Below are 24,276 nucleotides of genomic sequence, written 5' to 3'. Positions count from 1 at the left end.
ACTGTCTTCTTTTGGAAAAATGAATAATATATATTATACTTAGAGAAGAGTAAGTTTCCTTTTTAAATTTATAAAAGAGGAAATTTACTTTCAATGTATAGACAACTACTCGTGTATATATTAAGATGGAATTAGGCAAATAGGTAATAATAACAAGTAGGTATTTCATGGGAAAGGATCGATGAAAATGAAAACGCAAGTTGTCATCAATGCCAAAATTTATACAGGTCACGAAGTAGTGGAAAGTGGATTTATTCGTTACGCAGAAAAAATTGAAGAAATTGGTTTGATGGCTCAATATGTATCACAAGAAAATGAAGCTGTTTTGGATGCAGAAGGAAAAATTGTGATTCCAGGTATGATCGATGTTCATATTCATGGTGGATACGATATTGATGCGATGGATGCAAATAGCGATGGATTAGTAACTCTTGGTAAAGAAATGTTAAAAGAAGGGGTTACAACTTACTTCCCAACAACAATGACACAAGCGCCAGAAGCGATCGAGGTGGCTTTAAGTGCTGCCAAAGAAGCGAAAGAAAAAGGAGCGCATTTTGAATATATTCATTTAGAAGGACCGTATGTTTCGAAAAAACGTGCAGGAGCACAGCCACTTGAACATATTGTTCCTGCGAATATTGAGCAATTTACACAATGGCAAGAAGCGAGCGGTAATTTAATTAAATTAGTAACATATGCACCAGAAGAAGAGGGTGCGGTGGAGTTTGAAAAGTATCTTGCTGAAACTGGTGTCATTGGTACAATGGGCCATACAGATGCGATTGATGCACAATTAAAAAATAGACATATTACACATGCAACACATTTATACAATCAAATGCGCGGCTTACATCACCGTGAACCAGGTGTTGTCGGTCATGTGTTATTGAACCCAAATGTAATGGTTGAAGTAATTACAGATGGTATTCACATTCACCCAGATATGGTGAAATTAGCATATAAATTAAAAGGTCCTAAAAAAGTAAGCGTCATTACAGATGCGATGCGCGCAAAAGGTTTAGAAGACGGATTGTATGAGCTTGGTGGACAGCCTGTACATGTGAAAGATGGTAGCGCCCGTTTAGAAGACGGAACGTTAGCAGGTAGTATCTTGAAAATGGACCAAGCATTCCGAAATGTAATTGAATTTACAGAGTGTTCCATTGAAGATGCTGTACTTATGACATCAGTTAACCAAGCAGAAGAGTTCGGATTAACGAATAAAGGGGCATTAGCAGTAGGAAAAGATGCGGACTTTGTTGTCATGACCGAAGATTTACATGTATATGATACGGTTCGATTAGGAATTCATATGAAGGAAGGGAAGTAACAAATGAATATTCTTGTTGTAAAAACATCAGAAGAATTAGCCGAATCAGGTTATAAATTAATTGAAGAAGTTGTAAAATCAAAAGGAAATCCAACGTTAGGAATGGCTACAGGAAGCTCTCCACTTGGTATTTATGCAGAAATGCGAAAAAATAAACTTGATACAAGCCATGTAACCACTGTAAACTTAGATGAGTACGTAAATTTACCACACGAAGATAAAAACAGCTATCATTACTTTATGCAAGAACAGTTGTTTGATCATCTTCCCTTTAAAGAAACTTATGTACCAAATGGGATGGCAAGTGATTTAGAGGAAGAGTGCAAGCGTTATGAAGGCATTCTAGCAGCTAACCCAGTTGATCTACAGATTCTTGGAATCGGTGAAAACGGTCACATCGGATTTAACGAGCCAGGAACATCTTTTGATTCTCCAACTAATATTGTGGAATTAACAGAATCTACACGCCAAGCAAACCTTCGTTTCTTCGAAAAAGAAGAAGATGTGCCGACTCATGCAATTACAATGGGAATTGGTAGCATTATGAAAGCGAAGCAAATTCTACTTGTTGCTATGGGACCGAAAAAAGCGGAAGCAATCAAAGAATTATTGCAAGGTGAGTATAACGAAGCGTGTCCTGCTACAGTATTGCAACGTCATCCGAATGTAACCGTAATTGCTGATCCAGAAGCTCTATCTTTATGCAGTGAGGCGATTGCTGATGAACATCGACAAGTATTCACCATTTCCGATCTATTATCAGATTCAAGAGTGGGTGAAACAGCTAATTGAGGACGGTGAATGGACGCCGGGAGATAAAATTCCATCTGAGAATGAACTTTGTGATAAGTTCGAAGTAAGTCGCATGACAATTAGACAAGCAATTAACAATTTAGTGGAACAAGGATATTTATATCGAAAGCGTGGAATTGGAACGTTTGTTCAACTTCCAAAAGTAGAACAAAAACTGCAAGGAATGACGGGATTTACAGAGGATATGCTCTCCCGTGGTATGAAACCGAGCAGTCAGCTATTAAGCTTTCGCCTCGTTCCAGCTACTGTTAAAGTAGCAGAGCGGCTTAGAATTCAAGAGGGGGAATCAGTCTATGAGGTGAGACGTATTCGTCTAGCTGATGATGAACCGATTGCTTTTGAGACGACATATTTGTCGCCAACTCTTGTAAAAGATATTAATGAAGAGATTTTGCAACAATCCTTATACGAACATTTAGAGAAAAAATTAGGTTTTAAACTTGTTCGTGCTACTCAAGCAATTGAAGCTTCAATTGCAACGGATGATGAAGCGGAACATCTTCATATACCTAAAAAAGCCCCTGTGCTTGTCATGAGACAATGGTCATATGCAGAAGGGGAATTACCACTAGAATACGTGAAATGTATTTATCGTGGTGATCGTTATAAGTTCATTACGAGTATTTCACGAAATAAGTGATTTTTGAAACGCAGTAAACTTTCGATCAATTAGGTATGTAAAGAAATAAAAATACGACTCATCCTTATATGGAGTGAGTCGTATTTTTATTTTGTTTTGAATTGTAGGCTAGAACGTGTTCGACAGCATCTTTTACAGAGTCTACGACATGATGAGAATGTTCTTTTACTGCGTCATCTGCTTGCGCCATGGCAAAGCTATGAGGTGTTAGTGCGAACATTGGAATATCGTTATAAGAATCACCAATACAAGCAATCTCCTCAGGCTTTATTTGAAATTCTTGTAGTAAAACAGAGATAGCAGCGCCTTTACTAATATTTGGTGGCATAACATCTAAGCACTGCTCAGCAGAGATAAAGGTACTGACGTTACCATTGAATTTCTCATCAATTTTTTTCTGAAGTGACTGTAGATCTTCTTTTGTGCCTCCAACTGAAATTTTATTAGGGAAAATTGTATCATCAATTTTTTGTAATAAGTTTGGTTCTTCAACAGAAGTCATTGTAACTTGTTTTTCGAGTTCATGAATAAACGGTGTTTTTTCCTCGATGTAATAATTGTATTCATCACTTACATAACGGAAATAAGGTTCTTCTTTTGTTATTGCTAACAACTCTGGTAAAATGCTTGAATCAAATGTCGCAGACAATAACTGTTTATTCTCATGAGTATATACAAATACACCATTTACGCTAATACGGTGAAAATCAGTATCGATTTCTTTCATTAAACCAGCGATTTCATTATCAAGCCTACCAGAGGCGAAGCAAAGAATTACATTTTGTGCTGCAAGATTACGAAGAGCAATCACATCTTGTTCATCAATTAAACCTCCATGTTGCATCATCGTACCATCAATATCACTTACAAACATTTTTATCATGTTGCGCTCTCCTTTCTATGTACATCTGCTCTTACATTATACGTATATAGTGTAAGCATGTCTAAAAAATGAATTTTTCTAAAATGGTAGATGTTTTACATTGACGAAAAAGAAGAATGTTCTGTAACATAAAAGCAGGCTATTTAAGTACGAGGGTGGTGTTCTATGAATAATTGTCTAGAAATTAAAAAAGTTTTAAATAATAATGTCATCATTGCTAGCCATTTTGAACATGAGGAAGTAGTAGTGATTGGTAAAGGAATTGGATTTGGAAAAAAAGTAAAAGATGTGCTAGAACCTGCACAAATTGAAAAAATGTTTATTTTAAAAAATGAACGTGACCGTGAACAATATAAACTGTTAGTACCACAGGTAAGTGAAAAGCTAATTGAATTGATGAATGATATTATGATGTATATTCAAGAGAAAGTACATTCTCCATTAAATGAACATATTCATATCGCTTTAACAGATCATATTTCTTTTGCTATTAAAAGATTGAAACAAGGATTCGCAATAGATAATCCTTTTTTAGTTGAAACAAAAATGCTGTACCCAGAAGAGTATAAAATTGCTGAGGGAGTTGTACAACTTTTAAATTCCCGTTTGCAAATTACATTGCCAGAAGGGGAAATCGGTTTTATTGCACTTCATATCTATAGCTCACTCACAAATTCTGATTTATCTTCTGTTAATCAAAACTCCCGTCTTATTGCGCAGCTTGTTTCTTTAATTGAAACAAATTTGCACCTTACATTAGATTCAGAAAGCATTCATTATTTACGTCTTATTCGCCACTTGCAATATGCAATTGAGCGGGTGAAAAACGGAGAAAAAGTAGAGGAGTCACAAGGATTTACTGATTTATTAAAAGCTGAGTACCCGGTCTGTTATAATTTAGCGTGGAAGTTGGTAAAGGTTATGCAAAAAGAATTGCAGTTACCTGTATATGAGGCTGAAAGTATTTATTTAACGATGCACCTGCAAAGATTAGTAAAAGCAGACCATGCGTGAGAACATATATTTTTGTCTAAAATGAAAACGTTAAAAAAAATGATTGAATCGCTTACAATTGTTTTGTATAATAAGTCATGCAAAGTTATACAAGATTCGACAAACAAGTTAAGGTAAACAACGAAAACGTTTGCTTTAAAAATAGTGAACTTATACGTAAACCTATTTTTGACACGTGTTACTGATTCGATCAGGCATGAGTGGAGAAAAGTCAGGAATGTAAGCTAGAGAAAGGGACATACTACCCTTTGTATAGCTATCGTTCTATCTTTTTTTCCTCATGCCTTTTTGGCGTTTGTCGAAAAGTATCAATATAGATAAGAGAGGAAGGGTTTCCATGTTTAAGAAGATCTTTGGTGTTCTTCAAAAAGTCGGAAAAGCGCTTATGCTTCCAGTAGCGATTTTACCGGCGGCAGGTATTTTGCTTGGATTTGGTAATGCATTTCAAAATCCACAGCTAACAAATTTGATTCCTGCTTTAAAAGCAGATTGGTTTGTCATGGTTGCAAAAATCATGGAGCAATCTGGTGACATTATTTTCGCTAACCTGGCGTTATTATTCGCAGTTGGGGTAGCAATTGGTTTAGCTGGCGGAGATGGAGTAGCTGGTTTAGCGGCATTCGTTGGCTACTTAATTATGAACAAAACGATGAGTGTGTTCTTAGAAGTAGATAAGCTAGTGAAAGTAACAAGTACGGGAACAGATCCAGTAAAAATTGGTTTTGCGGATCCTGCGTACGCGAACGTATTAGGAATTCCGACACTACAAACAGGGGTGTTTGGTGGTATTATCGTCGGGATAGTAGCGGCATATTGTTATAATAAATACTTCAACATTGAATTACCATCATACTTAGGTTTCTTTGCAGGTAAGCGTTTCGTACCTATTGCAACGGCAACATTCTCTTTAGTAGTAGGGATTATCATGTGTTTCGTTTGGCCATACATTCAAGGTGGCTTAAATACATTCTCGCATCAAATGATTGATGCAAATAGAACGTTAGCAGCATTCATATTCGGTTTAATTGAACGTTCATTAATTCCATTTGGATTACACCACATTTTCTATTCACCATTCTGGTTTGAATTTGGTCAGTATACAAATGCAGCTGGCGAATTAATCCGCGGTGACCAAAAAATCTTTATGGCACAGTTAAAAGACGGTGTAGAATTAACAGCAGGTACATTTACAACTGGTAAGTATCCGTTCATGATGTTCGGTCTTCCAGCAGCAGCTTTAGCAATGTATCATGAAGCACGTCCGGAAAATAAAAAATTAGCAGCTGGTATTTTAGGATCTGCTGCATTAACATCTTTCTTAACAGGTATTACAGAGCCACTTGAATTTTCATTCTTATTCGTAGCACCAGTATTATTCGGAATTCATGCTGTATTTGCTGGTCTATCATTTATGACAATGCAAATTTTAGGTGTTAAAATTGGTATGACATTCTCTGGTGGTTTAATTGACTTTATGTTATTTGGTGTACTACCGGGCCGTACAGCATGGTGGTGGGTAATTGTTGTTGGTCTTGTACTAGCAGTTATTTACTACTTCGGATTCCGCTTTGCAATCCGTAAATGGGATTTAAAAACACCTGGTCGTGAAGTAGCAAATGCTAATGACGGCACAGGAAAGGCAGAAGCAGGCGAACTTCCACGTGAAGTGTTAGTAGCACTTGGTGGTAAAGAGAATATCGCTTCTTTAGATGCTTGTATTACACGTTTACGTGTTCAAGTTAACGAACAAAAAAATGTAAACAAAGATCGTTTGAAAGAACTTGGAGCAGCTGGTGTACTTGAAGTTGGAAATAACATTCAAGCTATTTTCGGACCGAAATCAGACACATTGAAGTCACAAATTCATGATATTATGTCAGGTCGCACACCTCATGTTGAAAAAGAAGAGCCTGTAAAAGTAGAAGAAACTCCTCAAAAAGTGGATGAAAACGAAACAATCGTATCACCAATTGAGGGAAAAATTTTACCGATTACAGAAGTACCTGACCAAGTATTCTCAGGAAAAATGATGGGAGATGGATTTGCAATTGAGCCAACAGAAGGAACAGTAGTTTCTCCAGTTAACGGTGAAATTGTGAATGTATTCCCTACAAAACACGCAATTGGTATTCAATCTGAAGGTGGAAAAGAAATTTTAATTCACTTCGGTATTGATACTGTAAAATTAAATGGTGAAGGCTTTGAAGCGCTTGTAGCACAAGGAGATACAGTGAAACAAGGACAACCTTTATTAAAAGTAGATTTAGCATTTGTAAAAGAAAATGCACCGTCTATTATCACGCCAATTATTTTTACGAATTTAGGGCAAGGACAACAAGTTGAATTGAAAAAAGAAGGGAATGTCAAGAAAGGCGAAGCATCTATTATTGACATTCAGTAAGAAATTGACGCAAAATGTTTATAATTATAATGGGCGATGTGGTTGACCGCACATCGCCTATTATATACAATAGATTATGTAGTACTAACGTCTATACAACTAAAAAATACTGTATTTAAAGGAGATAGATTATTATGGAAAAAATCTTTAAAGTAACTAGCGACTCAGGAATTCATGCTCGTCCAGCAACTCTACTTGTAAACACTGCAAGCAAATTCGGTGCTGATATCAATTTAGAATATAACGGTAAAAACGTTAACTTAAAATCAATCATGGGTGTTATGTCTTTAGGTATTCAACAAGGCGCAGAAATTAAAATCACTGCAAATGGTGATGATGCAGCTCAAGCACTAGCAGCTATCGAAGAAACTATGAAAAACGAAGGATTAGGAGAATAATGACTCTTAACATTCAAGGGATCGCTGCATCAAGTGGGATTGCCATTGCGAAGGCTTTCAGACTTGAGAATCCTGAATTTAACATTGAAAAGAAAACGATTACGAATGAAGCTGCAGAAATTGCACGCTTAGACGCTGCGCTTGAGAAAGCAAAATCTGAATTAGAAGCAATTAAAGACCATGCTTTTGCTGAACTTGGTGCTGATAAAGCTGCTATCTTTGAAGCACATTTACTAGTACTAAATGATCCAGAACTAGTAAATCCAGTAAAAGATAAAGTAAATAGTGAAAAAGTAAATGCTGAATTTGCAATGGATGAAGTTGCAACAATGTTCATTACTATGTTTGAAAACATGGATAACGAATATATGAAAGAACGTGCTGCGGATATCCGTGACGTAACGAAACGTGTTCTTGCACATTTACTAGGAATTAACTTCTCAAATCCAGGTACAATTTCTGAAGAAGTCATCATCATTGCTGAAGATTTAACACCATCTGATACAGCTCAGTTAAACCGTAAGTATGCAAAAGGTTTCACAACTGATATCGGTGGACGTACATCTCACTCTGCAATTATGGCTCGTTCTATGGAAATTCCAGCTGTTGTTGGTACGAAAGTTGTTATGGAGAAAATCCAAAACGGCGATATCGTAATTATCGACGGTCTAGATGGAGAAGTAATTGTAAACCCTTCTGAAGAAACACTTCGTACTTTCGAAGAAAAGAAAGCAAAATTCGAAGAACAAAAAGCAGAATGGGCGAAATTAAAAGATCAAGCTACTGTAACAAGCGACGGACACCACGTTGAGCTTGTTGCAAATATCGGAACACCAAATGATGTACAAGGTATCATCGACAATGGTGGAGAAGGCGTTGGTTTATACCGTACAGAATTCTTATATATGGGTCGTGACAATCTTCCAACAGAAGAAGAGCAGTTCGAAGCGTATAAAGCAGTTCTTGAAGGTGTAAAAGCAGATCAACCAGTTGTTGTTCGTACACTTGACATCGGTGGAGATAAAGAGCTTCCATACTTACATTTACCAAAAGAAATGAATCCATTCTTAGGTTACCGTGCAATTCGTTTATGTCTTGAAGAACAAGATGTGTTCCGTACACAACTTCGTGCATTACTTCGTGCTAGCGTATATGGTAATTTAAAAATTATGTTCCCAATGATTGCAACTCTTGATGAATTCCGTCAAGCAAAAGCAATTTTATTAGAAGAGAAAGAAAGACTTGTTCAAGCTGGTACAACTGTTTCTAACGATATTGAGGTAGGTATGATGGTTGAAATCCCTGCTTCTGCAGTATTAGCTGATCAGTTTGCTAAAGAAGTTGACTTCTTCTCTATCGGAACAAACGATTTAATCCAATATACAATGGCTGCTGACCGTATGAATGAACGTGTATCTTACTTATACCAACCGTATAATCCATCTATTTTACGTCTTGTAAAAATGGTTATCGATGCTGCTCATAAAGAAGGAAAATGGGCTGGTATGTGTGGGGAGATGGCAGGAGATTCACTTGCAATCCCATTATTACTTGGATTAGGTTTAGATGAATTCAGTATGAGTGCAACATCAATCCTTCCTGCAAGAACACAACTAAGCAAGTTGTCAAAAGCACAAATGGAAGAGTTAGCACAAAAAGCATTAACAATGTCAACTGCTGAAGAAGTTGTTGAATTAGTGAAAAGCATTTAATATGAAAAAGAAAACCTGAGACCGATTTCAAATCGATCTCAGGTTTTTTTTATATACTAATTTTAGATTTGTTTTTATGCTTCTGAGGATAAGAGATAGAATTAAATAGCAATTGCTACGATATCATTTGGGCAAACTCGTAAAATGCCTGTAAATTTATTTGTGTTCTGGTTATTCTTATCGTCTTTATTATCTTTGTCATCTCCCATAGCTAAAGCAGAGAAAAGAGCAACACCGTTAGCAAACCCTTCAAAAATTACATTGCGGAATGTTCCGTTACCTTTGATGCTTAAAAGGGAAATCTCTGTTCCTACTGAAATATTTGCAAGTACGTTACATACTGCTGTTCTTTTACTATGGTCTTCTTTTTCACGGTGAGTATCTCTTTCGCGGTGACAATCTCTTTCGCGATGACGATCTCTAAAGTCATCACAACATCCAAAAGATCCAAACATAATTCTTCACCCCCTTCACACTTATAATGTATGTAAGTTCGGTATGGGGTGATTGGACAGAGCGTGGAATTTTTACTGGGATATTTTCTTATTTTAAATAACCAGATGGGTATTTGTTACTTAATGGTATTTGGATAGGGACAAATGACAGGTTGAATAGATTAAAACCTGTATTATAGTATGTTTCTTTATCCTGTAAAAGCTCGATTATCAGTGGAGGGATGGAAAAAACCTTACTGATTAAAGTTTCGCTTTATTTGAGAATTGAGATTTTTATGAGGAGTTCCCTCGTATTCATTCAAAAGCAATGAATACGAAGTTTTAGGTTTTATTATCTATAAAGAATTGGATACATAAAAAAGGACACCTTCATTTATGACGAGGTATCCTTCACACTTTTCTGCTTTTATATAAAACGATTGCATATACGGGAAGAGCCAAAAGTAATGGTACGATAGATTGTGAGATATGTAGTCCTTCTTCTAGCTGTAGTGCTTTTTCTTTTGGAAATTGTAGCATTGTAATATTTGTGGCATCTCCAATAAAGTATAGAAGCAATACAGTTACGGTATAGCTTAGAAATGCAATAAAGCTTCCATATGAATTCAATGAAAATCCCTCTCTTGTTATCTATTTGTTACCATTGTATCATAATTGTAACAAAAAAACACCCTTTATATTTCAATGTATAACAAGATTCGACATAATACTACGTTTTTCGAATAGATGTAAGCATATCTTATGATTTATTTTGTGATGATGTATGGATTTGTATGTTGAAATATTACAAAAAAATGACATTACGAAAAGGAATGTCGCTTTTTTCGTAATGTCATTGAGATATCCTTTATTTTACCCATTCAGCTACTTGATCGACCTTCATACGTGGTGCTGGATGTCCTTTTAATGTAGATTCACCAATTGTAATGAGCATGATTGGTACATAACGAGAAGAAACATTAAACTCTTCTGTTAGTGCTTGTTGATTAAAGCCACCGATTGCGCAAGTATCCCAGCCTGTTGCTTTTGCTGCAAGCATAAGTTGCATTGCTGCTAGGGATGCGTTAGAGAAGGCTGCATCTCGTGGATATTGTTCACGTTTATAAGCAGATTCAATATTTTGCGTTAAACGTTCTTTGGCCTCTTCTTTCATAAATCCTTGCTCTACGATTGGTCCATATACAGGATCGACGTTTTTATTTGCTTCTAAATCGCCTAAAATAGCTACTACTGCAGAGGCATCAAGAATTTGTTGTTGATTATAAGCGATGGGATGTAAACGGCTTTGTACGTCTTTACCTTGGAAAACAAGAAACTTCCAATGTTGTAAGTTCCAAGCTGATGGTGCTTGGGCAGCTGCTTTTAAAATTTCTTGTAATTCCTCTTTTGAAATTTCCTTTTCAGGGTTGAATGCGCGATTAGATGTTCGTTCGTATAAAACAGTAAAGAAATCTTGCTGTGTCATAATATACCTCCAAATTTTTATGTGGGCTCACAAAAAATACCACATGTCAAAAAACACTTACATTTTGTAAGTTATCACTGTAAAAGAATATAATATCTTTATTTTAATTGTCAAGTTGTTGAGAATAGGATAAAAAGGGGACATTCGTACAATCGCTGTTATTCATGTAGTCATACAATAAAAAGATGATTCATAGATCAAGAATTAATAAGTAAAGTGAAATTCCTGTCAGTGGGAGAGATTCTCGTTCCTACTGATGCTCAACCCTCACCAATCGAGTTCTTTTGATAACGGTCCATAGAAAAGGATAGCGAAGAATTCAGTAGAACAGGATATATGAAGTGAGTGAAGAACAGTGGTGAACATACTACATTTTTTATTAGAGAATACAGTTTTTCAAAACGTATTACAGGATCTCCATGTAAATGTACTTTATATAGAAGAAGGCTGCAATCATCGGTATACGATTGATGATATACATCCCAAATGTATGTTTATAGCAAATAGCTTTGAAGAAGGAGAAAGGTTATTTGAAAAAGTAAGACCGCAAGTTGTAATCGTTTATGTATCGGAGGGTACACAAGTAGAGCATATAAGGCGTATGTATGATGAGATGAGTTCGTTTATTGTTATTTGGGATCAGCCGGTGACTTCAAAATTTGTAGATTTACTTAAAATAGGGATCCGAAATATTGTGATGGCCCCTGTTACACCACAAGGGATACTAGAGGAGATAAATAAAAGTCTCTATCAATTATCCCTATTGCAGCAAGTAACCATTCAACAAGAGCTTCTTCAAATGATGTTTGATTTTCAAAATGATTTATTATTTATTGTAGAAGATGATGAGATCGTGGACTGTAATACGAACTTTTTGAATTTTTTTGGATATGAAGATTTATTTTCATATCATGAGAATCATATGATATTTGCGGAACATTTTATTGAAGAGCATGGATATTACGCAACAAATCACGATATCACATGGCTTGATGATTCTTTAGCACAAGCTAGAAAGATTAAAATGTATAATTTTGAAGGTGAAGAATTTATCTTTTTATTACGTGCGGCATCTGTGCCAGAAGATTTATCTAGGTTTATTGTTAAATGTACAGATATTACGGAATTAGATGAATTATATCAAGAACAAGAGCAACTTGCTGCATTTGATCCTTTAACAGAAATCTATAACCGCTTGAAGTTTCAACAACTATTGGAGGAAAAATGGAAAAGTGAAGAACGTATAAATCGAACAATGGCACTTATTCTTTTTGATATAGACGATTTTAAAAAAGTGAATGACACATATGGCCATGATTTTGGTGATTTGGCATTAATTCAGTTAGCAGAACTTATGAAATCGAAAATGGGATCCCAGCATATTTTTGCACGGTGGGGTGGAGAGAAATTTAGTATATTAGTAATAAATACAACGGAAAAAGAGGTTTTCCAAGTTGCTGAGTCTTTGCGTTTTTTTATTGAAACGAAACAATTTTCTAGTATTTCAAAATTAACAGCGAGTTTCGGGGTTGCTTTGTATGAGCAAGGAATTACAAAAGAGGAATTAATACAACGAGCAGATATTGCTTTATATGAAGCGAAAAAAAATGGGAAAAACCAGGTGCGTTTATATAGAAAAGAAAAAATGTGAATTTTTCGCAACAAAGTGTTGCGATTTTTTTTTGTTGTCTGATAATAGAAAGAGGGGGACCATTTACAACGAAGTAACTTCGGAGGTTTTGAATGATAAAAAAATGGATTATTATGGTCTTGAGTTGCTTTATAGTATGCGGAAGTGTGTATTACTTTTTTTATATACAAAAGAAGGAAGAAGTAGTAACTCCTAAAGTAACGCCTTCTGTTGAGTCTGCGCTACATGATAGTAGAGAAGAAAAAAAGGCACCGTCAATTGATTATGCCAGTGTGGCCCAAAAGTTAGATCAATATTTAAAAGATAAAGGTTTTAATGGGACGGTTCTTGTCACGGATAAAGATCATGTGGTGCTGAATAAAGGATATGGGTATGCGGATGTTCAAAAAAACATTAAAAATACACCGCAAACAAAATATCGCATCGGTTCAATTACAAAGACTGTTGTGGCAACATCCATTTTACAGTTGCAAGAGCAGGGAAAGGTAAATATTCAGGATAATGTAAATAAATATATCCCTTCATTCCCGGCAAATAAAAATATTACATTATATCACCTCTTGACACATACTTCTGGCTTACCAGGAAAAGGAAAGGGAAAAGTGAATGCTGCATCCCGTTTAGATTTAGTTACTTGGATTGGAAAGCAACAAGTAGTTTTTCCGCCAGGAACTGGTTGGGAATACACTGACTATAATTATATGGTGCTTGCTTATATTGTAGAAAATATATCTAAAAAACCTTTAGGAGAATATATAAAGGAGAATATATTTGCACGAGTAGAAATGTATGAATCAGGTATGGGGAATATGGTGCCAGGAGATCAACATTTTACTAAAGGATATAGAAAGAAAGATAATGTACTCGTACCAGCGCCAAAATTAGCAATGGACTGGCTATATGGTTGTGGTGAGATGTATACTACAGTTGTGGATATGAAGAAGTTAGATGAGGCAATTATAAATGGAAAACTTCTTTCAGAGAAAAGTATACAAATGATGTTTACACCATCATCTGAAAAGAAATATGCATTTAGTTTTTATATTTATCCTGATTATTTTCATAATCATGGTGTACTTGCTGGTTGGAATACATTTAATAATTTCAATAAAGATAAGAAAACATTTGTTATTTTATTTTCAAATGTGCAAAATGGCGTGGATGATGATTTTAATAAAGAATTTCGGAAGATGGTCAGCGACTTAATAGAACAAAGGGGATGAGTAGATGAAACAAGTAATTTCATCAATTGGTTTTATTGGTATAGGTGTTATGGGGAAAAGTATGGTACAGCATCTATTAAAAGGTGGTTATACAGTATATGTATACAACCGTACGAAAGAGAAAGCAACTTCTTTATTAGAAGAAGGAGCACATTGGTGCGATTCACCAAAAGAATTGGTAAAGAATGTAGATGTTGTTATGACGATGGTAGGATATCCGCATGATGTAGAGGAAATCTATTTTGGAACAGAAGGAATTCTCGCGCATGCAAATGAAGGGACAATTGCAATTGATTTTACAACATCGACACCAACGTTAGCAAAACGTATATATGAAGAGGGAAAAACAAAAAATGTACATACTTTAGATGCGCCAGTATCAGGAGGAGATATTGGCGCAAAAGAAGGTAGACTTGCCATTATGATTGGTGGAGATCAAGAAGTATATGAAGTTTGTTTACCTTTATTTGAGAAACTAGGGGGAAACATTCAACTACAAGGGCCAGCAGGAAGTGGACAGCACACAAAAATGTGTAATCAAATTGCAATCGCTTCTAATATGATAGGAGTTTGTGAGGCGGTAGCGTATGCAAAGAAAGCAGGATTAGATCCTGATAAAGTATTACAAAGTATTTCAACTGGGGCAGCAGGTAGTTGGTCATTAAGTAACTTAGCTCCACGTATGTTAAAAGAGGACTTTGCACCAGGATTTTATGTGAAACATTTTATGAAGGATATGAAAATCGCGTTAGATGAAGCTGAAAAATTAGAATTACCTGTACCAGGCTTAACTCTTGCAAAAGACTTATATGAACAATTAGTGGAAGCAGGAGAAGAAGACAGTGGAACACAAGTATTATATAAAAAATACATAAGGGGGTAATAGGATGAATTTAGAAAAATTTGATGGAATGATTGATGCTGTGCAACGTACAACTTGTATGCCGATTAACGATAAACAACAAGCAGCATTTAAACAAAAATATGATTTTGAGCCAACATTTGAATATGGGCGCGATGAAGATGACCATTACGTTATTCGAACGTCAAAGAAAATGCTAGAAGAAATGGAATTTTACTTAGCTTTAAAGTATGATCGTGAAGAAATTGACCTTTATATGCATGCTGAAATTGATGGTGTATGTTATGTATCTGTTAGCTACGAGAAAGAGGCTCTGCATTTACAAGAACTATTTCAGTTTTTAGAAGATAATAAATAAAAAAGTCCTCAATCGAGGACTTTTTTTGTTTACAATATTTTTCGGGAAATTTGGAAGTTGATTTGGACAAAGGCAGGCGGTATTATTGTGAGGATATAAAAGTATGCAATACGATGTAATGGGATTATAAGCTAGAAGCGCGACGAGAGCGTTCAATTGGAAATGGGATAATTTGGGCCATGTGATTAGGACTAAATTGTTTTGCACGAGCGTGACGTAATATATATACTGCAAACAGAATAGCAACAGGAATAGCACCATACAAACCAAATAATAAAGCGCTTACAGAAGATGCGACAAAACCTAACATACCGATTTCTAATTCTTCCATAAATGCACCAAGAATGGCAGGGACAGCTCCGCAAGTAACACCAATTATAAGTGCGATAATTAAGCTCATGTTTTTCCTCCTCTATTTACAGTTTTCTTTTCATTTTCTATTATTTGTATTATAGCACAATTTAAACAGAATTTTCAGAAAAAGTTCAAAAAATGTTCAAAAATTATTCGTAAATACACTTGATAAATTTTAAAACGAGAAGGAAGTGTGTGTTGTGGGAAAAGAAAAAAAATCAGGCTTACTTCACAACTGTGAAATAAGCCTGTTCCATAGGAGGATGTATATATGTAGAGTGAATAAAAGGCTGGAAAAGGGGGTCCAGTACCTTCTATTCAACTAACTACCTTAGTAAAGTGAAACTTTAATCAGTCGGGGGCTTTATCCACCATTGATTATTAGCCCTCATCAATGGGGCTTTTATGGATCCTTGTCCCTCTCTCAATCTTGAGTGGAGATCTTACTGCCCACGAATAGCGGGGTAAATAGGAACCCAGCCTTCTGTTGTAACAAAAATACGAATGGCTACAACTTGGCGATCATCTTGTAACGTGAAATAATGTCTTGCATTTTCAGGTACAGAGATAAGATCACCAGGCTCAAGTTCGACATCAAAGAATTGACCATCTTTACCTTGAATGGCAAAGATACCATGGCCACTAACGATAAAGCGAACTTCATCGTCAGTATGATGATGCTCTTGTTTAAAGTTAATTAATAATTCATCAAGGTTTGGTGTGCTACTAGAAAGTGAAATAACATCGTGTGCTTTATAACCTCGACGATTCGAAACATCAGCAATTTCATTAGAAAACACTGCTAAAATTTCTTCTTTGTTTTCATCAGTTAAGGAGTAATTTTCTTTTAAATGAGTGGGAAGTTTTGAAATATCCCATTTCTCATATAAAACGCCTTCTCCTTGTAAAAATTGCTCTACTTCCACTTCATTTTCAATGCGAGTATTAATTTCATGAATACGAATTTGCGCCATGTGAAACGCCTCCTTGAATTGATAATAGTTTTATATGAAATTGGAATAAAAACTCATATGCTTCTAATCTTTTCTTTGCATCAAAGCTATCTTTTCCCCAAACGGTAATACCGTGGTTGCGAATGAGTATGGCTCCAGCATCATCATGAATATGTTTTCGGAAATCTTCTCCTAGCGTTGGAATATGAGCATGATTTTCAATAATTGGAATTTTGATAGAAGCTCCTTCTTCCCATATATTAAGAGCTTTAATGATTTCTTGATTAGAAAATGAAACTGCTTTGTCGTATACGTTTGTAATTACATTGTTATCAATTGTATGGACATGTAAGACGCATCCAGCTTCTGTATGATTGTAAATATGAGTGTGCAGCAATGTTTCTGCTGAAGGACGTAAATCGGTTTCTAAAACAGCCTTTCCAGTATGATCAACTAATAGAAAATCATCAGGTGTTGTTTTCGTTTTATCTCTGCCACTTGCTGTAATAAGAAAGGTAATTGGAGCATTGCTTACTTTTATTGAAATGTTTCCACTTGTAGCAGGAAACCAGTTGCGATCTGTTAATTCTTTCTTTAGTTTACTTAATTCTTCCCATTGGCGAAAAAGTTGTTTCATTTTATCACCTCCAACAATTGCTTAACTTCTGCCTGTATGTCATAAAACGTTTCAAATGCTGTATAGGAAATTTGATGTTCTTCACATTTTGTAATGAGAAAATCACGGGCGAATACTTTATCAGCAAGTTTTGCTGCTTGTAAATCTGTAATTGAATCTCCAATTACAATATTAAAATCACCGTTTGAACTTAATTGACGAATCAGTGTCGATTTACAAAGCCCACATTTATTTTTACAATGTTCACCACACGGATGAGGCCAGTTTATCTGAATGGTTTCCCCTGAAAAATCAGTCGTATTACAATAAATATGATCTGGGTTGATTAACCCTTTGAGAAGAGGGTAGACGAAAAAATCCATTCCTCCCGATATAATATGAAGTGAAATCTGATTTGTTTGGACAAACTGTGCAAACTCTTGAAATCCATCTCGAATCACCGCTGTTTCTTTTATGAAAGTAGTGATGTCATTTTGTAAGCTTGTAGGTAAAAGGGAAAATATCTCCCCAACACCTTCTTGAATAGAGATTTCCTGCAATAGAATTTTTTGTTTGATCGTTTCAGCTTCTGGTGGAGCGAATTTCTTCATAATAGCAACGATATTATCATTGTTCGTAATCGTACCATCAAAGTCACAAAAAATTTGAAGACTCATAGTTTCACCCCCCGTGATGGATTTCCCCATAGTTGCAGTGCAGCATGTAAATCAACGTTACCTACTTCGTGTAATGGTGTACCTTGTAAAGTGGCATCAATTGCTGCACGGAATGCCTTCCCACCGCCTTGTGCTCCAGCCGGGTGACCGTGAATACCACCGCCTGCATTAATGACAACATTCTTTCCAAAATCACGAAGGATAAACGGGACGAAGCCAGGATGGATACCGGCCGATGGGACAGGAAAGCTTCGTTTTAAAGATGGGTCTTTTTCAGTTAATTTATGTGTAATCAGAAGAGCTTCTTTCTTTTCTAGTGCAACGCTTCCGTAAGGTGATGGGAATAAAGAAAAGTCTGCACCAGCATAACGAAGTAGCTTTCCAAGTAGTAGTGAATAAGAAAATCCATATAATTCCGATGAAGCGTATGCGCCGCTTACAGCAGGATGAGCCATAATAGGAATAGAAATATCTTTATCCTCTGCAAGTGATTGTAGTACATCTAATCCGTACGCAAATACATTAAAAAGTAAAATATCAGCACCGTATTCAATTGCTCGTTTTGCATTTTCTTTTAAATCATAAGTACGTCCCGTTAAATTCACTGCATATAAAGTCTTATGACCATATGTTTCGTATACAGATTGTAATACTTCTTTTCCAGCGTGAATCCGTTTTGTGAGTGGCGTCAATGAATTTTCGAATAAGATTTCATCATCTTTTACAATATCTACGCCTCCAATTGCTTGATCACGTAATTGGGTTTTTAAATATCCTATATTGCGTCCAATCATTCCTTTGAAAATACTCATCAGAAGTGGACGATCTTGAATATGTAAGAGATTTCGAATTCCTTCAATGCCAAACTTCGGACCAGGGAAATGTTTTTTTAAGTCATCTGAAAATGTTAAATCAACGAGTTTAACTTCACCATCTAATGATAGCTTTCCGAAAGTTGTTGTTAAAATAGCTGGTAAATCAGGGCTGAAATTTACTGATGGATACTGAATTTTAATGAGTCCACGTGTTACTTTTTTTCCAAGATACGTATTTACATCATTTTGTTCTTCCAACTCTTCAACGTGAATGACATTGCCTTTATGTTGTTTTAATTGTTCTTGTAATAAATGTGGTAGATGAGTCCATGAACCGACTGTTAAACCGAGAGCAATTTGTTCTGCTTTTTGGTTTAAATTATGAGAATCATCATGAATTAAATAAGTTGCTGTTATTCCGCTCATTTTCATAACCTCCTAGTTAAATAAAAAAACCTCTCAGCTAAGGAGAGGTTTTTTTACAACCAGCTCCTTATCTGTCAGCGTAATGCTGCGAGAATTAGCACCGTGCCTACAATTGTAGATCGGTTGCCGGGCTTCGTCGGGCTCGTCCCTCCACCTGCTCTTGATAAGAAGTATTTAGAAATGTTTAAATTTTTTCGATATCTGAATTTTGACAGAGTTTTTTTGTGATGTCAATGATTTTTGAAAATTTTTAATTTATGAATGCGTTGAATTGCTTCTTGTAGTCGCTCTTCTGTATGTAATAAGCCAATACGAACGTAGCCTTCGCCATGCTCACCGAATCCGACTCCAGGTGCAACTGCCACATGCGCTTGTTCTAACAATAAATCAGCAAATTGTTCCGATGTATATCCGCTTGGAACAGGAAGCCATGCGAAAAATGATCCTTTTGGTGCGACAGCATCCCAGCCAATTGAACGACACGCTGTAATAAGTGCGTTTCTCCGTGACTCATAGCGTTCAACAAGTTCATTTACACAAGATTGTGAGCTTAATAGTGCCTCACAAGCAGCTTCTTGAACAGCACCAAAAATGCTGACATACATATGATCTTGCAATAGGTTAATTGTTTCAATGACACTTTCATTACCGATTGCAAAGGCGATGCGCCAGCCAGCCATATTAAATGTTTTGGAGAGTGTATAAATTTCAATGCCGACATCTTTTGCACCATTTGCTTGTAAGAAGCTAGTTGGTTTGTTACCATCAAAGCCAATTGCTCCATAAGCAAAGTCGTGAACTACTAAAATATCATGTTTATTTGCAAATGATATTGTTTCTTCAAAAAATTCCTTTGAAGCAGTAGCGCCAGTTGGGTTATTTGGATAGTTTAAAAACATTAATTTTGCTTGTTTGGCAATAGATGCATCAATTTCTTTATAGTTTGGTAAAAAATTATTTTCTGCTAGTAAAGGCATTGTTTCAAATTTTGTTTTTGCTAAAGCGACACCTGATAAATAGTCAGGGTATCCTGGATCTGGTACAAGTACTGTATCACCAGGGTTTGTAAAACAAAGTGGTAACTCAACCAATCCGGCTTTACCCCCAAATAAAATAGCAACTTCTGTTTTGGGATTTACTTTGACGCCATATTCACGCTCGTAGAATGTAGCGGCAGCTTCTTTTAAGCTTTCATGTCCGCGAAATGGCGGGTATTTATGGTGAACTGCTTTTTCTGCTGCATGTTGTAAAGCTGTTACGATATGCGGCGGTGTTGGTTGATCTGGATTGCCTTGCCCTAGATTAATAACATCGTGTCCTGCTTCGACGACTTTGTTAACTTTTGCAACAAGTGAAGCGAAAAACTGCGTTGGTAATGATGTTACAATACTGGAGGGTTGAAAATGCTTCATACTTTCCACCTCTTTTGAAAATTGTTACAATTCTAGTGACAAATGATATAACCTTTCCAAGTTTTTGTAAAGAAAAAATTGAAGACGAGGTGGATAAAATGAAAATCGCATGTATTCAAATGGATATTGCTTTTGGTGATGTGAAAATAAATATGGAAAATGCACAGAAGAAAATAGAAGAAGCGATGCAAGGAAAACCGGACGTTATCGTATTACCAGAACTTTGGACGACTGGTTATGATTTAGAGAGATTGCCAGAAATAGCAGATAAGGACGGGATTCAAACAAAGCAACTTCTTTCAGAATGGGCACAGCAATATAGTGTGAATATTGTTGGCGGTTCTATTGCAAAGCAAACAAAGCATGGTGTTACGAATACGATGTATATAGTAAATCGTGAAGGAAAACTGCAAAATGAGTATAGTAAGGTCCATTTGTTCCAGTTGATGAATGAGCATAATTACTTAATAGCAGGAGATGAAACCGGGGAATTTACATTGGATGAAGTGCAATGCGGTGGTGTCATTTGTTATGATATTCGTTTTCCAGAATGGCTGCGTGTTCATACTGGAAGAGGAGCAAAGGTGTTATTCGTTGTAGCAGAATGGCCGCTTGTTCGCTTAGCTCATTGGCGCTTACTTCTTCAAGCGAGAGCAATTGAAAATCAATGTTATGTGGTCGCATGCAATAGAGCAGGAAAGGATCCAAATAATGTATTTGCGGGACATTCTCTTATTGTTGATCCATGGGGAGAAGTGGTAGTGGAAGCAGGAGAAGAAGAATCTATTTTGTATGGGGATTTAGAGTTAGAAAAAATTAAGGAAGTGCGTAAGGGGATTCCTGTTTTTGCTGATCGACGTCCAGAATTATATAAATAAAAATATTGACAAATGATTTTTATTCTTGCTATAGTCTGTAACAGAAAGTTAAAAATTCAAATAAATCATGCAACTCTTATCAAGAGCAGGTGGAGGGATTTGGCCCGATGAAACCCAGCAACCGACCGTAATACCATTGTGAGATGGGGCGCTTATGCGCCAAAAAGGCACGGTGCTAATTCCAGCAGAAAGAATAGCTTTCTGACAGATAAGAGGGGAGAAGATAAACTTCAAACCTCTTTCTTCATGGAAAGAGGTTTTTCTTATGATGAAAAGCCTCTGGATTAAAAAAGGGGGATAAGAAAATGGGATATTGTTCATTAACAGAAGAAACAGCAGTTCAATATGCAAAAGAGAATGGATATTTTGGAGAAAAAGCAAAGATAACTTGTCATGAAATAGGAGATGGGAATTTGAATTACGTATTCCGTCTCCAGGATGAAGAACGTAGTATCATTGTAAAGCAAGCTCTTCCATATGCAAAAGTCGTTGGGGAAAGCTGGCCACTTTCGTTAAGAAGAGCCACAATTGAAAGTCAAGCTTTACAAATTTTTGCAAAATATGTACCAGAATATGTTCCGAAAGTATATGGTCATGATGAAGAATTAGCTGTGACAGTAATGGAAGATTTATCAGCTCTTACAATTACTCGTAAAGGATTGATTGAGGGAGAAGATTATCCACTTTTATCTCATCATATTGGACGCTTTTTAGCGCATGTTCTTTTTTATACTTCAGATTTTGGATTATTGGCAGAAGATAAGAGGGTGCTAGATGGAAAATTTATCAATCCTGATCTTTGTAAAATTACAGAAGATCTCGTATTTACAAATCCATTTGGAAACTATGAAACAAACGATTATGAGAAAGACTTGCAACCTGTTTTAGATGAGCTTTGGTGTGATAAAAAATTAAAGTTACAAGTAGCGCAGTATAAATATAAATTTTTAACGAGAAAAGAAGCATTAATTCATGGTGATTTACATACAGGTAGTATTTTTGCATCACCTTCTGAAACGAAGGTGATTGATCCAGAATTTGCAACGTTTGGACCAATGGGATTTGATCTTGGTCAATTTATTGCAAATTTATTGTTAAATGCACTATCCAGAGAAGGCGAGAAACGAAATGTTTTATTCTATCATATTGAAAAAACATGGAGTAATTTTGTAGAAGTATTTACAAAATTGTGGGTGCTAGAAGGGGTCGAACCATATACAAAGGAGAAACAATGGCTCGCAATTGTACTACAAAATATTTTTGCTGATGCACTTGGATTTGCAGGTTGTGAAATGATTCGCCGCACAATTGGATTGGCACATGTAGCAGATCTAGATGGAATTCAGGATGAGAATCGAAGAATTCAAGCTAAAAAACATGCATTATATTTAGGTAGAGAACTATTGTTACATGAAACGAAAGGTGCGGATGCTCGATTGTTTCAAACATTATTTCAACATATCGTTGGAGGAGGAGTGAAAGCTTGAGTACAACAGTTGTTGTTCCACGTTCTATAAGCTGGAAAGGAGATTCTCTTGCAGTATTAAATCAAACAAGATTGCCGCATGTTGTTGAATATAAAACGTTAACTAGTATTGAAGATGTATGGAAAAGTATTGTTATGTTAGAGGTGCGAGGGGCGCCTGCAATTGGTATCACCGCAGCTTTTGGTCTAGTACTTGCAGCCAAAAAATATAGTGTTATAAATATCGCTGACTTTGAAAAACAATTTAAAAGAGATTGTAATTATTTAGCAACTTCACGTCCAACAGCTGTTAATTTATTTTGGGCAATTGATCGTATGGCTGCTTCTATCAAGCAAGTAACAACAATTAAGGAAGCAAGAAAAATATTAGAAGAGGAAGCACTGAAAATTCAGCAAGAAGATGAAAATGTGTGCCGCAGCATTGGAGAGCATGCTTTAACTAGATTTAAAGACGGTGATTACATTTTAACGATTTGTAATGCTGGAAGCATTGCTACTGCTCGTTATGGAACAGCGTTAGCTCCATTTTATATCGGGAAAGAGCGTGGGGTGAACTTATATGCTTATGCATGTGAAACAAGACCTGTTTTGCAAGGAGCACGCCTTACTACATGGGAATTACAACAAGCGGGTGTTGATGTGACGCTTATTACAGATAATATGGCGGCCCATGCGATTCGAACAAAAAATATCGATGCTATTATTGTAGGAGCAGATCGAATTGTTGCAAACGGTGATACAGCAAACAAAATAGGGACCTTGAATTTAGCTATACTAGCAAAATATTTTCAGATTCCTTTCTACGTTGCTGCTCCACTTTCTACATTTGATATTACGAAGAAAACAGGGGCTGAAATTGTGATTGAAGAACGTGATGAATCTGAGGTTACAAAGGTTTTTGGAAAACAAATTGCTCCAGAGGGCGTCGGTGTTTATAATCCTGCATTTGATGTAACGCCTCATGATCTTATTACGGGAATTATTACTGAAAAGGGAATTCTACAAGGGGATTATGCAGTAGAGATTGCTTCGTTATTCGAGAACGCAAACTCAACAAATACGCATTGAAAGACCGGCATAAAGTCAGTTCTCTTTTTAGCCTCATGCCATATGAAAACATCAGGAGGAAATAAGTGGAGAACTTCTTTTGTTTTCATAACTGTGGCTTATATGTTGAAAATATAATATATAGTAGCTTTTTTATTGCCTAATTCCCTTTCTTTTGCTTATTTATTTAAAAGAAAGGAGGGGGAATAGATGGAGGAATGGATATCTATGATTGGTAATGTTGGGTTCCCAATCGTTGTAACACTATACTTACTGCATCGCATTGAAAGTAAATTAGATGGTGTAATTGTTGCGATTGAGAAATTACCACAGCAAATCACAAGATATGAAGCTCCGCATGAAACGAAGTGAAGAAAGAGGCTTATCGCTCTAGAGCATAAGCCTTT

General features: G+C 36.0%; 25 protein-coding genes and 2 riboswitches. Of the genes, 15 read left to right on the top strand and 10 right to left on the bottom strand.

Annotated features, from left to right (window positions below):
- Positions 1-187 precede the first annotated feature (187 nt).
- The 3 genes from nagA to phnF are packed head-to-tail and all read left to right on the top strand — an operon-like array spanning position 188 to position 2,783.
- Entirely contained in the window at positions 188-1,330 is a 1,143-nt protein-coding gene (nagA, locus tag CN373_RS05065; protein ID WP_033664787.1) for an N-acetylglucosamine-6-phosphate deacetylase, read from the top strand.
- 3 nt (positions 1,331-1,333) lie between these two features.
- Positions 1,334-2,122 carry a glucosamine-6-phosphate deaminase gene (gene nagB / locus CN373_RS05060; protein ID WP_001024218.1) on the top strand — a complete coding sequence of 263 codons (789 nt, stop codon included), beginning with the start codon at positions 1,334-1,336 and terminating at the stop codon, positions 2,120-2,122.
- Complete coding sequence (phnF, locus tag CN373_RS05055) at positions 2,052-2,783, top strand: phosphonate metabolism transcriptional regulator PhnF (protein WP_079999542.1); 732 nt, start codon at positions 2,052-2,054, stop codon at positions 2,781-2,783. The genes nagB and phnF overlap by 71 nt, the downstream gene beginning before the upstream one ends.
- Positions 2,784-2,847: 64 nt before the next feature.
- Here phnF and CN373_RS05050 read toward each other — a convergent pair whose 3' ends face one another.
- Complete coding sequence (locus tag CN373_RS05050) at positions 2,848-3,666, bottom strand: Cof-type HAD-IIB family hydrolase (protein WP_000594254.1); 819 nt, start codon at positions 3,664-3,666, stop codon at positions 2,848-2,850.
- Positions 3,667-3,831: 165 nt separating this feature from the next.
- On the opposite strand from CN373_RS05050, the gene glcT reads away from it, so the two are divergent.
- The 4 genes from glcT to ptsP all read left to right on the top strand — a co-directional run bounded on the left by glcT (position 3,832) and on the right by ptsP (position 9,191).
- Positions 3,832-4,680, top strand: a complete 849-nt coding sequence (gene glcT / locus CN373_RS05045; RefSeq protein ID WP_098358901.1) for a glucose PTS transporter transcription antiterminator GlcT — start codon at positions 3,832-3,834, stop codon at positions 4,678-4,680.
- A 337-nt stretch (positions 4,681-5,017) separates the two neighbouring features.
- The gene (ptsG, locus tag CN373_RS05040; RefSeq protein ID WP_000473173.1) at positions 5,018-7,081 is read left to right on the top strand and encodes a PTS glucose transporter subunit IIABC; all 2,064 of its coding nucleotides are present in this window, start codon (positions 5,018-5,020) and stop codon (positions 7,079-7,081) included.
- A 134-nt stretch (positions 7,082-7,215) separates the two neighbouring features.
- Complete coding sequence (gene ptsH, locus CN373_RS05035; RefSeq protein WP_000411078.1) at positions 7,216-7,479, top strand: phosphocarrier protein HPr; 264 nt, start codon at positions 7,216-7,218, stop codon at positions 7,477-7,479.
- Positions 7,479-9,191 (top strand): phosphoenolpyruvate--protein phosphotransferase, encoded by a 1,713-nt coding sequence (gene ptsP, locus CN373_RS05030; protein WP_098358900.1) that lies wholly within the window; start codon positions 7,479-7,481, stop codon positions 9,189-9,191. Before ptsH ends, ptsP begins: the two co-directional genes overlap by 1 nt.
- A gap of 101 nt (positions 9,192-9,292) precedes the next feature.
- Here the strand turns inward: ptsP and CN373_RS05025 are convergent, their stop codons facing one another.
- From CN373_RS05025 to CN373_RS05015, 3 genes are all read right to left on the bottom strand, one after another.
- On the bottom strand, positions 9,293-9,646 hold the full coding sequence (locus tag CN373_RS05025; RefSeq protein ID WP_000468009.1) for a DUF3915 family protein: 354 nt from the start codon (positions 9,644-9,646) through the stop codon (positions 9,293-9,295).
- 390 nt (positions 9,647-10,036) lie between these two features.
- Positions 10,037-10,255, bottom strand: coding sequence for a hypothetical protein (locus tag CN373_RS05020; RefSeq protein WP_001089791.1), 219 nt, complete (start codon positions 10,253-10,255; stop codon positions 10,037-10,039).
- Positions 10,256-10,493: 238 nt separating this feature from the next.
- On the bottom strand, positions 10,494-11,111 hold the full coding sequence (locus CN373_RS05015) for a nitroreductase family protein (protein ID WP_000193603.1): 618 nt from the start codon (positions 11,109-11,111) through the stop codon (positions 10,494-10,496).
- Positions 11,112-11,469: 358 nt separating this feature from the next.
- Here CN373_RS05015 and CN373_RS05010 point away from each other — a divergent pair, with 358 nt between their 5' ends.
- The 4 genes from CN373_RS05010 to CN373_RS04995 all read left to right on the top strand — a co-directional run bounded on the left by CN373_RS05010 (position 11,470) and on the right by CN373_RS04995 (position 15,205).
- Positions 11,470-12,762: a GGDEF domain-containing protein gene (locus CN373_RS05010; RefSeq protein WP_033664788.1), complete on the top strand. Its 1,293-nt coding sequence runs from the start codon at positions 11,470-11,472 to the stop codon at positions 12,760-12,762.
- 92 nt (positions 12,763-12,854) lie between these two features.
- Positions 12,855-13,985 (top strand): serine hydrolase domain-containing protein, encoded by a 1,131-nt coding sequence (locus CN373_RS05005; protein WP_000592960.1) that lies wholly within the window; start codon positions 12,855-12,857, stop codon positions 13,983-13,985.
- Between the two features lie 4 nt (positions 13,986-13,989).
- Positions 13,990-14,868, top strand: coding sequence for an NAD(P)-dependent oxidoreductase (locus CN373_RS05000; RefSeq protein ID WP_000815688.1), 879 nt, complete (start codon positions 13,990-13,992; stop codon positions 14,866-14,868).
- A 4-nt stretch (positions 14,869-14,872) separates the two neighbouring features.
- Positions 14,873-15,205, top strand: coding sequence for a DUF3909 family protein (locus CN373_RS04995; protein WP_098358899.1), 333 nt, complete (start codon positions 14,873-14,875; stop codon positions 15,203-15,205).
- 124 nt (positions 15,206-15,329) lie between these two features.
- On the opposite strand, the gene CN373_RS04990 is transcribed toward CN373_RS04995, so the two are convergent.
- The 6 genes from CN373_RS04990 to CN373_RS04965 all read right to left on the bottom strand — a co-directional run bounded on the left by CN373_RS04990 (position 15,330) and on the right by CN373_RS04965 (position 20,458).
- The gene (locus CN373_RS04990; protein WP_000052453.1) at positions 15,330-15,605 is read right to left on the bottom strand and encodes a hypothetical protein; all 276 of its coding nucleotides are present in this window, start codon (positions 15,603-15,605) and stop codon (positions 15,330-15,332) included.
- A 397-nt stretch (positions 15,606-16,002) separates the two neighbouring features.
- Positions 16,003-16,533 carry a 1,2-dihydroxy-3-keto-5-methylthiopentene dioxygenase gene (locus CN373_RS04985; RefSeq protein ID WP_098358898.1) on the bottom strand — a complete coding sequence of 177 codons (531 nt, stop codon included), beginning with the start codon at positions 16,531-16,533 and terminating at the stop codon, positions 16,003-16,005.
- Positions 16,511-17,149: a methylthioribulose 1-phosphate dehydratase gene (locus tag CN373_RS04980; RefSeq protein WP_000811316.1), complete on the bottom strand. Its 639-nt coding sequence runs from the start codon at positions 17,147-17,149 to the stop codon at positions 16,511-16,513. The genes CN373_RS04985 and CN373_RS04980 overlap by 23 nt, the downstream gene beginning before the upstream one ends.
- Entirely contained in the window at positions 17,146-17,805 is a 660-nt protein-coding gene (locus CN373_RS04975) for a 2-hydroxy-3-keto-5-methylthiopentenyl-1-phosphate phosphatase (RefSeq protein ID WP_000058088.1), read from the bottom strand. Before CN373_RS04975 ends, CN373_RS04980 begins: the two co-directional genes overlap by 4 nt.
- Entirely contained in the window at positions 17,802-19,046 is a 1,245-nt protein-coding gene (gene mtnW, locus CN373_RS04970) for a 2,3-diketo-5-methylthiopentyl-1-phosphate enolase (protein ID WP_000014501.1), read from the bottom strand. The genes CN373_RS04975 and mtnW overlap by 4 nt, the downstream gene beginning before the upstream one ends.
- Before the next feature lie 64 nt (positions 19,047-19,110).
- Positions 19,111-19,216, bottom strand: a riboswitch (SAM riboswitch).
- A gap of 60 nt (positions 19,217-19,276) precedes the next feature.
- Positions 19,277-20,458, bottom strand: coding sequence for a pyridoxal phosphate-dependent aminotransferase (locus CN373_RS04965; protein WP_000680207.1), 1,182 nt, complete (start codon positions 20,456-20,458; stop codon positions 19,277-19,279).
- A gap of 14 nt (positions 20,459-20,472) precedes the next feature.
- On the opposite strand from CN373_RS04965, the gene CN373_RS04960 reads away from it, so the two are divergent.
- From CN373_RS04960 to CN373_RS04945, 4 genes are all read left to right on the top strand, one after another.
- Positions 20,473-21,336, top strand: coding sequence for a carbon-nitrogen family hydrolase (locus tag CN373_RS04960; protein WP_000706987.1), 864 nt, complete (start codon positions 20,473-20,475; stop codon positions 21,334-21,336).
- A 73-nt stretch (positions 21,337-21,409) separates the two neighbouring features.
- Positions 21,410-21,551, top strand: a riboswitch (SAM riboswitch).
- 90 nt (positions 21,552-21,641) lie between these two features.
- Positions 21,642-22,823 (top strand): S-methyl-5-thioribose kinase, encoded by a 1,182-nt coding sequence (gene mtnK / locus CN373_RS04955; protein WP_098358897.1) that lies wholly within the window; start codon positions 21,642-21,644, stop codon positions 22,821-22,823.
- Positions 22,820-23,890, top strand: coding sequence for an S-methyl-5-thioribose-1-phosphate isomerase (gene mtnA / locus CN373_RS04950; protein WP_098358896.1), 1,071 nt, complete (start codon positions 22,820-22,822; stop codon positions 23,888-23,890). Before mtnK ends, mtnA begins: the two co-directional genes overlap by 4 nt.
- Before the next feature lie 189 nt (positions 23,891-24,079).
- On the top strand, positions 24,080-24,241 hold the full coding sequence (locus tag CN373_RS04945; protein ID WP_000393347.1) for a YvrJ family protein: 162 nt from the start codon (positions 24,080-24,082) through the stop codon (positions 24,239-24,241).
- Positions 24,242-24,276 lie beyond the last annotated feature (35 nt).

It is taken from the genome of Bacillus cereus (assembly GCF_002561295.1).
GTDB classification, from domain to species: domain Bacteria; phylum Bacillota; class Bacilli; order Bacillales; family Bacillaceae_G; genus Bacillus_A; species Bacillus_A cereus_S.
This window is presented reverse-complemented; position numbering and strand designations above follow the sequence as displayed.

Coding starts and splice junctions, on each gene's coding strand:
- CN373_RS05050 (WP_000594254.1), bottom strand. CDS start 3,666: ATGATAAAAATGTTTGTAAGTGATATTGATGGTACGATGATGCAACAT.
- CN373_RS04975 (WP_000058088.1), bottom strand. CDS start 17,805: ATGAGTCTTCAAATTTTTTGTGACTTTGATGGTACGATTACGAACAAT.
- CN373_RS04945 (WP_000393347.1), top strand. CDS start 24,080: ATGGAGGAATGGATATCTATGATTGGTAATGTTGGGTTCCCAATCGTT.
- CN373_RS04980 (WP_000811316.1), bottom strand. CDS start 17,149: ATGAAACAACTTTTTCGCCAATGGGAAGAATTAAGTAAACTAAAGAAA.
- nagA (WP_033664787.1), top strand. CDS start 188: ATGAAAACGCAAGTTGTCATCAATGCCAAAATTTATACAGGTCACGAA.
- phnF (WP_079999542.1), top strand. CDS start 2,052: ATGAACATCGACAAGTATTCACCATTTCCGATCTATTATCAGATTCAA.
- mtnW (WP_000014501.1), bottom strand. CDS start 19,046: ATGAGCGGAATAACAGCAACTTATTTAATTCATGATGATTCTCATAAT.
- CN373_RS04965 (WP_000680207.1), bottom strand. CDS start 20,458: ATGAAGCATTTTCAACCCTCCAGTATTGTAACATCATTACCAACGCAG.
- CN373_RS05005 (WP_000592960.1), top strand. CDS start 12,855: ATGATAAAAAAATGGATTATTATGGTCTTGAGTTGCTTTATAGTATGC.
- ptsH (WP_000411078.1), top strand. CDS start 7,216: ATGGAAAAAATCTTTAAAGTAACTAGCGACTCAGGAATTCATGCTCGT.
- mtnK (WP_098358897.1), top strand. CDS start 21,642: ATGGGATATTGTTCATTAACAGAAGAAACAGCAGTTCAATATGCAAAA.
- CN373_RS04985 (WP_098358898.1), bottom strand. CDS start 16,533: ATGGCGCAAATTCGTATTCATGAAATTAATACTCGCATTGAAAATGAA.
- nagB (WP_001024218.1), top strand. CDS start 1,334: ATGAATATTCTTGTTGTAAAAACATCAGAAGAATTAGCCGAATCAGGT.
- ptsP (WP_098358900.1), top strand. CDS start 7,479: ATGACTCTTAACATTCAAGGGATCGCTGCATCAAGTGGGATTGCCATT.
- CN373_RS04995 (WP_098358899.1), top strand. CDS start 14,873: ATGAATTTAGAAAAATTTGATGGAATGATTGATGCTGTGCAACGTACA.
- CN373_RS05000 (WP_000815688.1), top strand. CDS start 13,990: ATGAAACAAGTAATTTCATCAATTGGTTTTATTGGTATAGGTGTTATG.
- CN373_RS05025 (WP_000468009.1), bottom strand. CDS start 9,646: ATGTTTGGATCTTTTGGATGTTGTGATGACTTTAGAGATCGTCATCGC.
- CN373_RS04990 (WP_000052453.1), bottom strand. CDS start 15,605: ATGAGCTTAATTATCGCACTTATAATTGGTGTTACTTGCGGAGCTGTC.
- glcT (WP_098358901.1), top strand. CDS start 3,832: ATGAATAATTGTCTAGAAATTAAAAAAGTTTTAAATAATAATGTCATC.
- CN373_RS05015 (WP_000193603.1), bottom strand. CDS start 11,111: ATGACACAGCAAGATTTCTTTACTGTTTTATACGAACGAACATCTAAT.
- ptsG (WP_000473173.1), top strand. CDS start 5,018: ATGTTTAAGAAGATCTTTGGTGTTCTTCAAAAAGTCGGAAAAGCGCTT.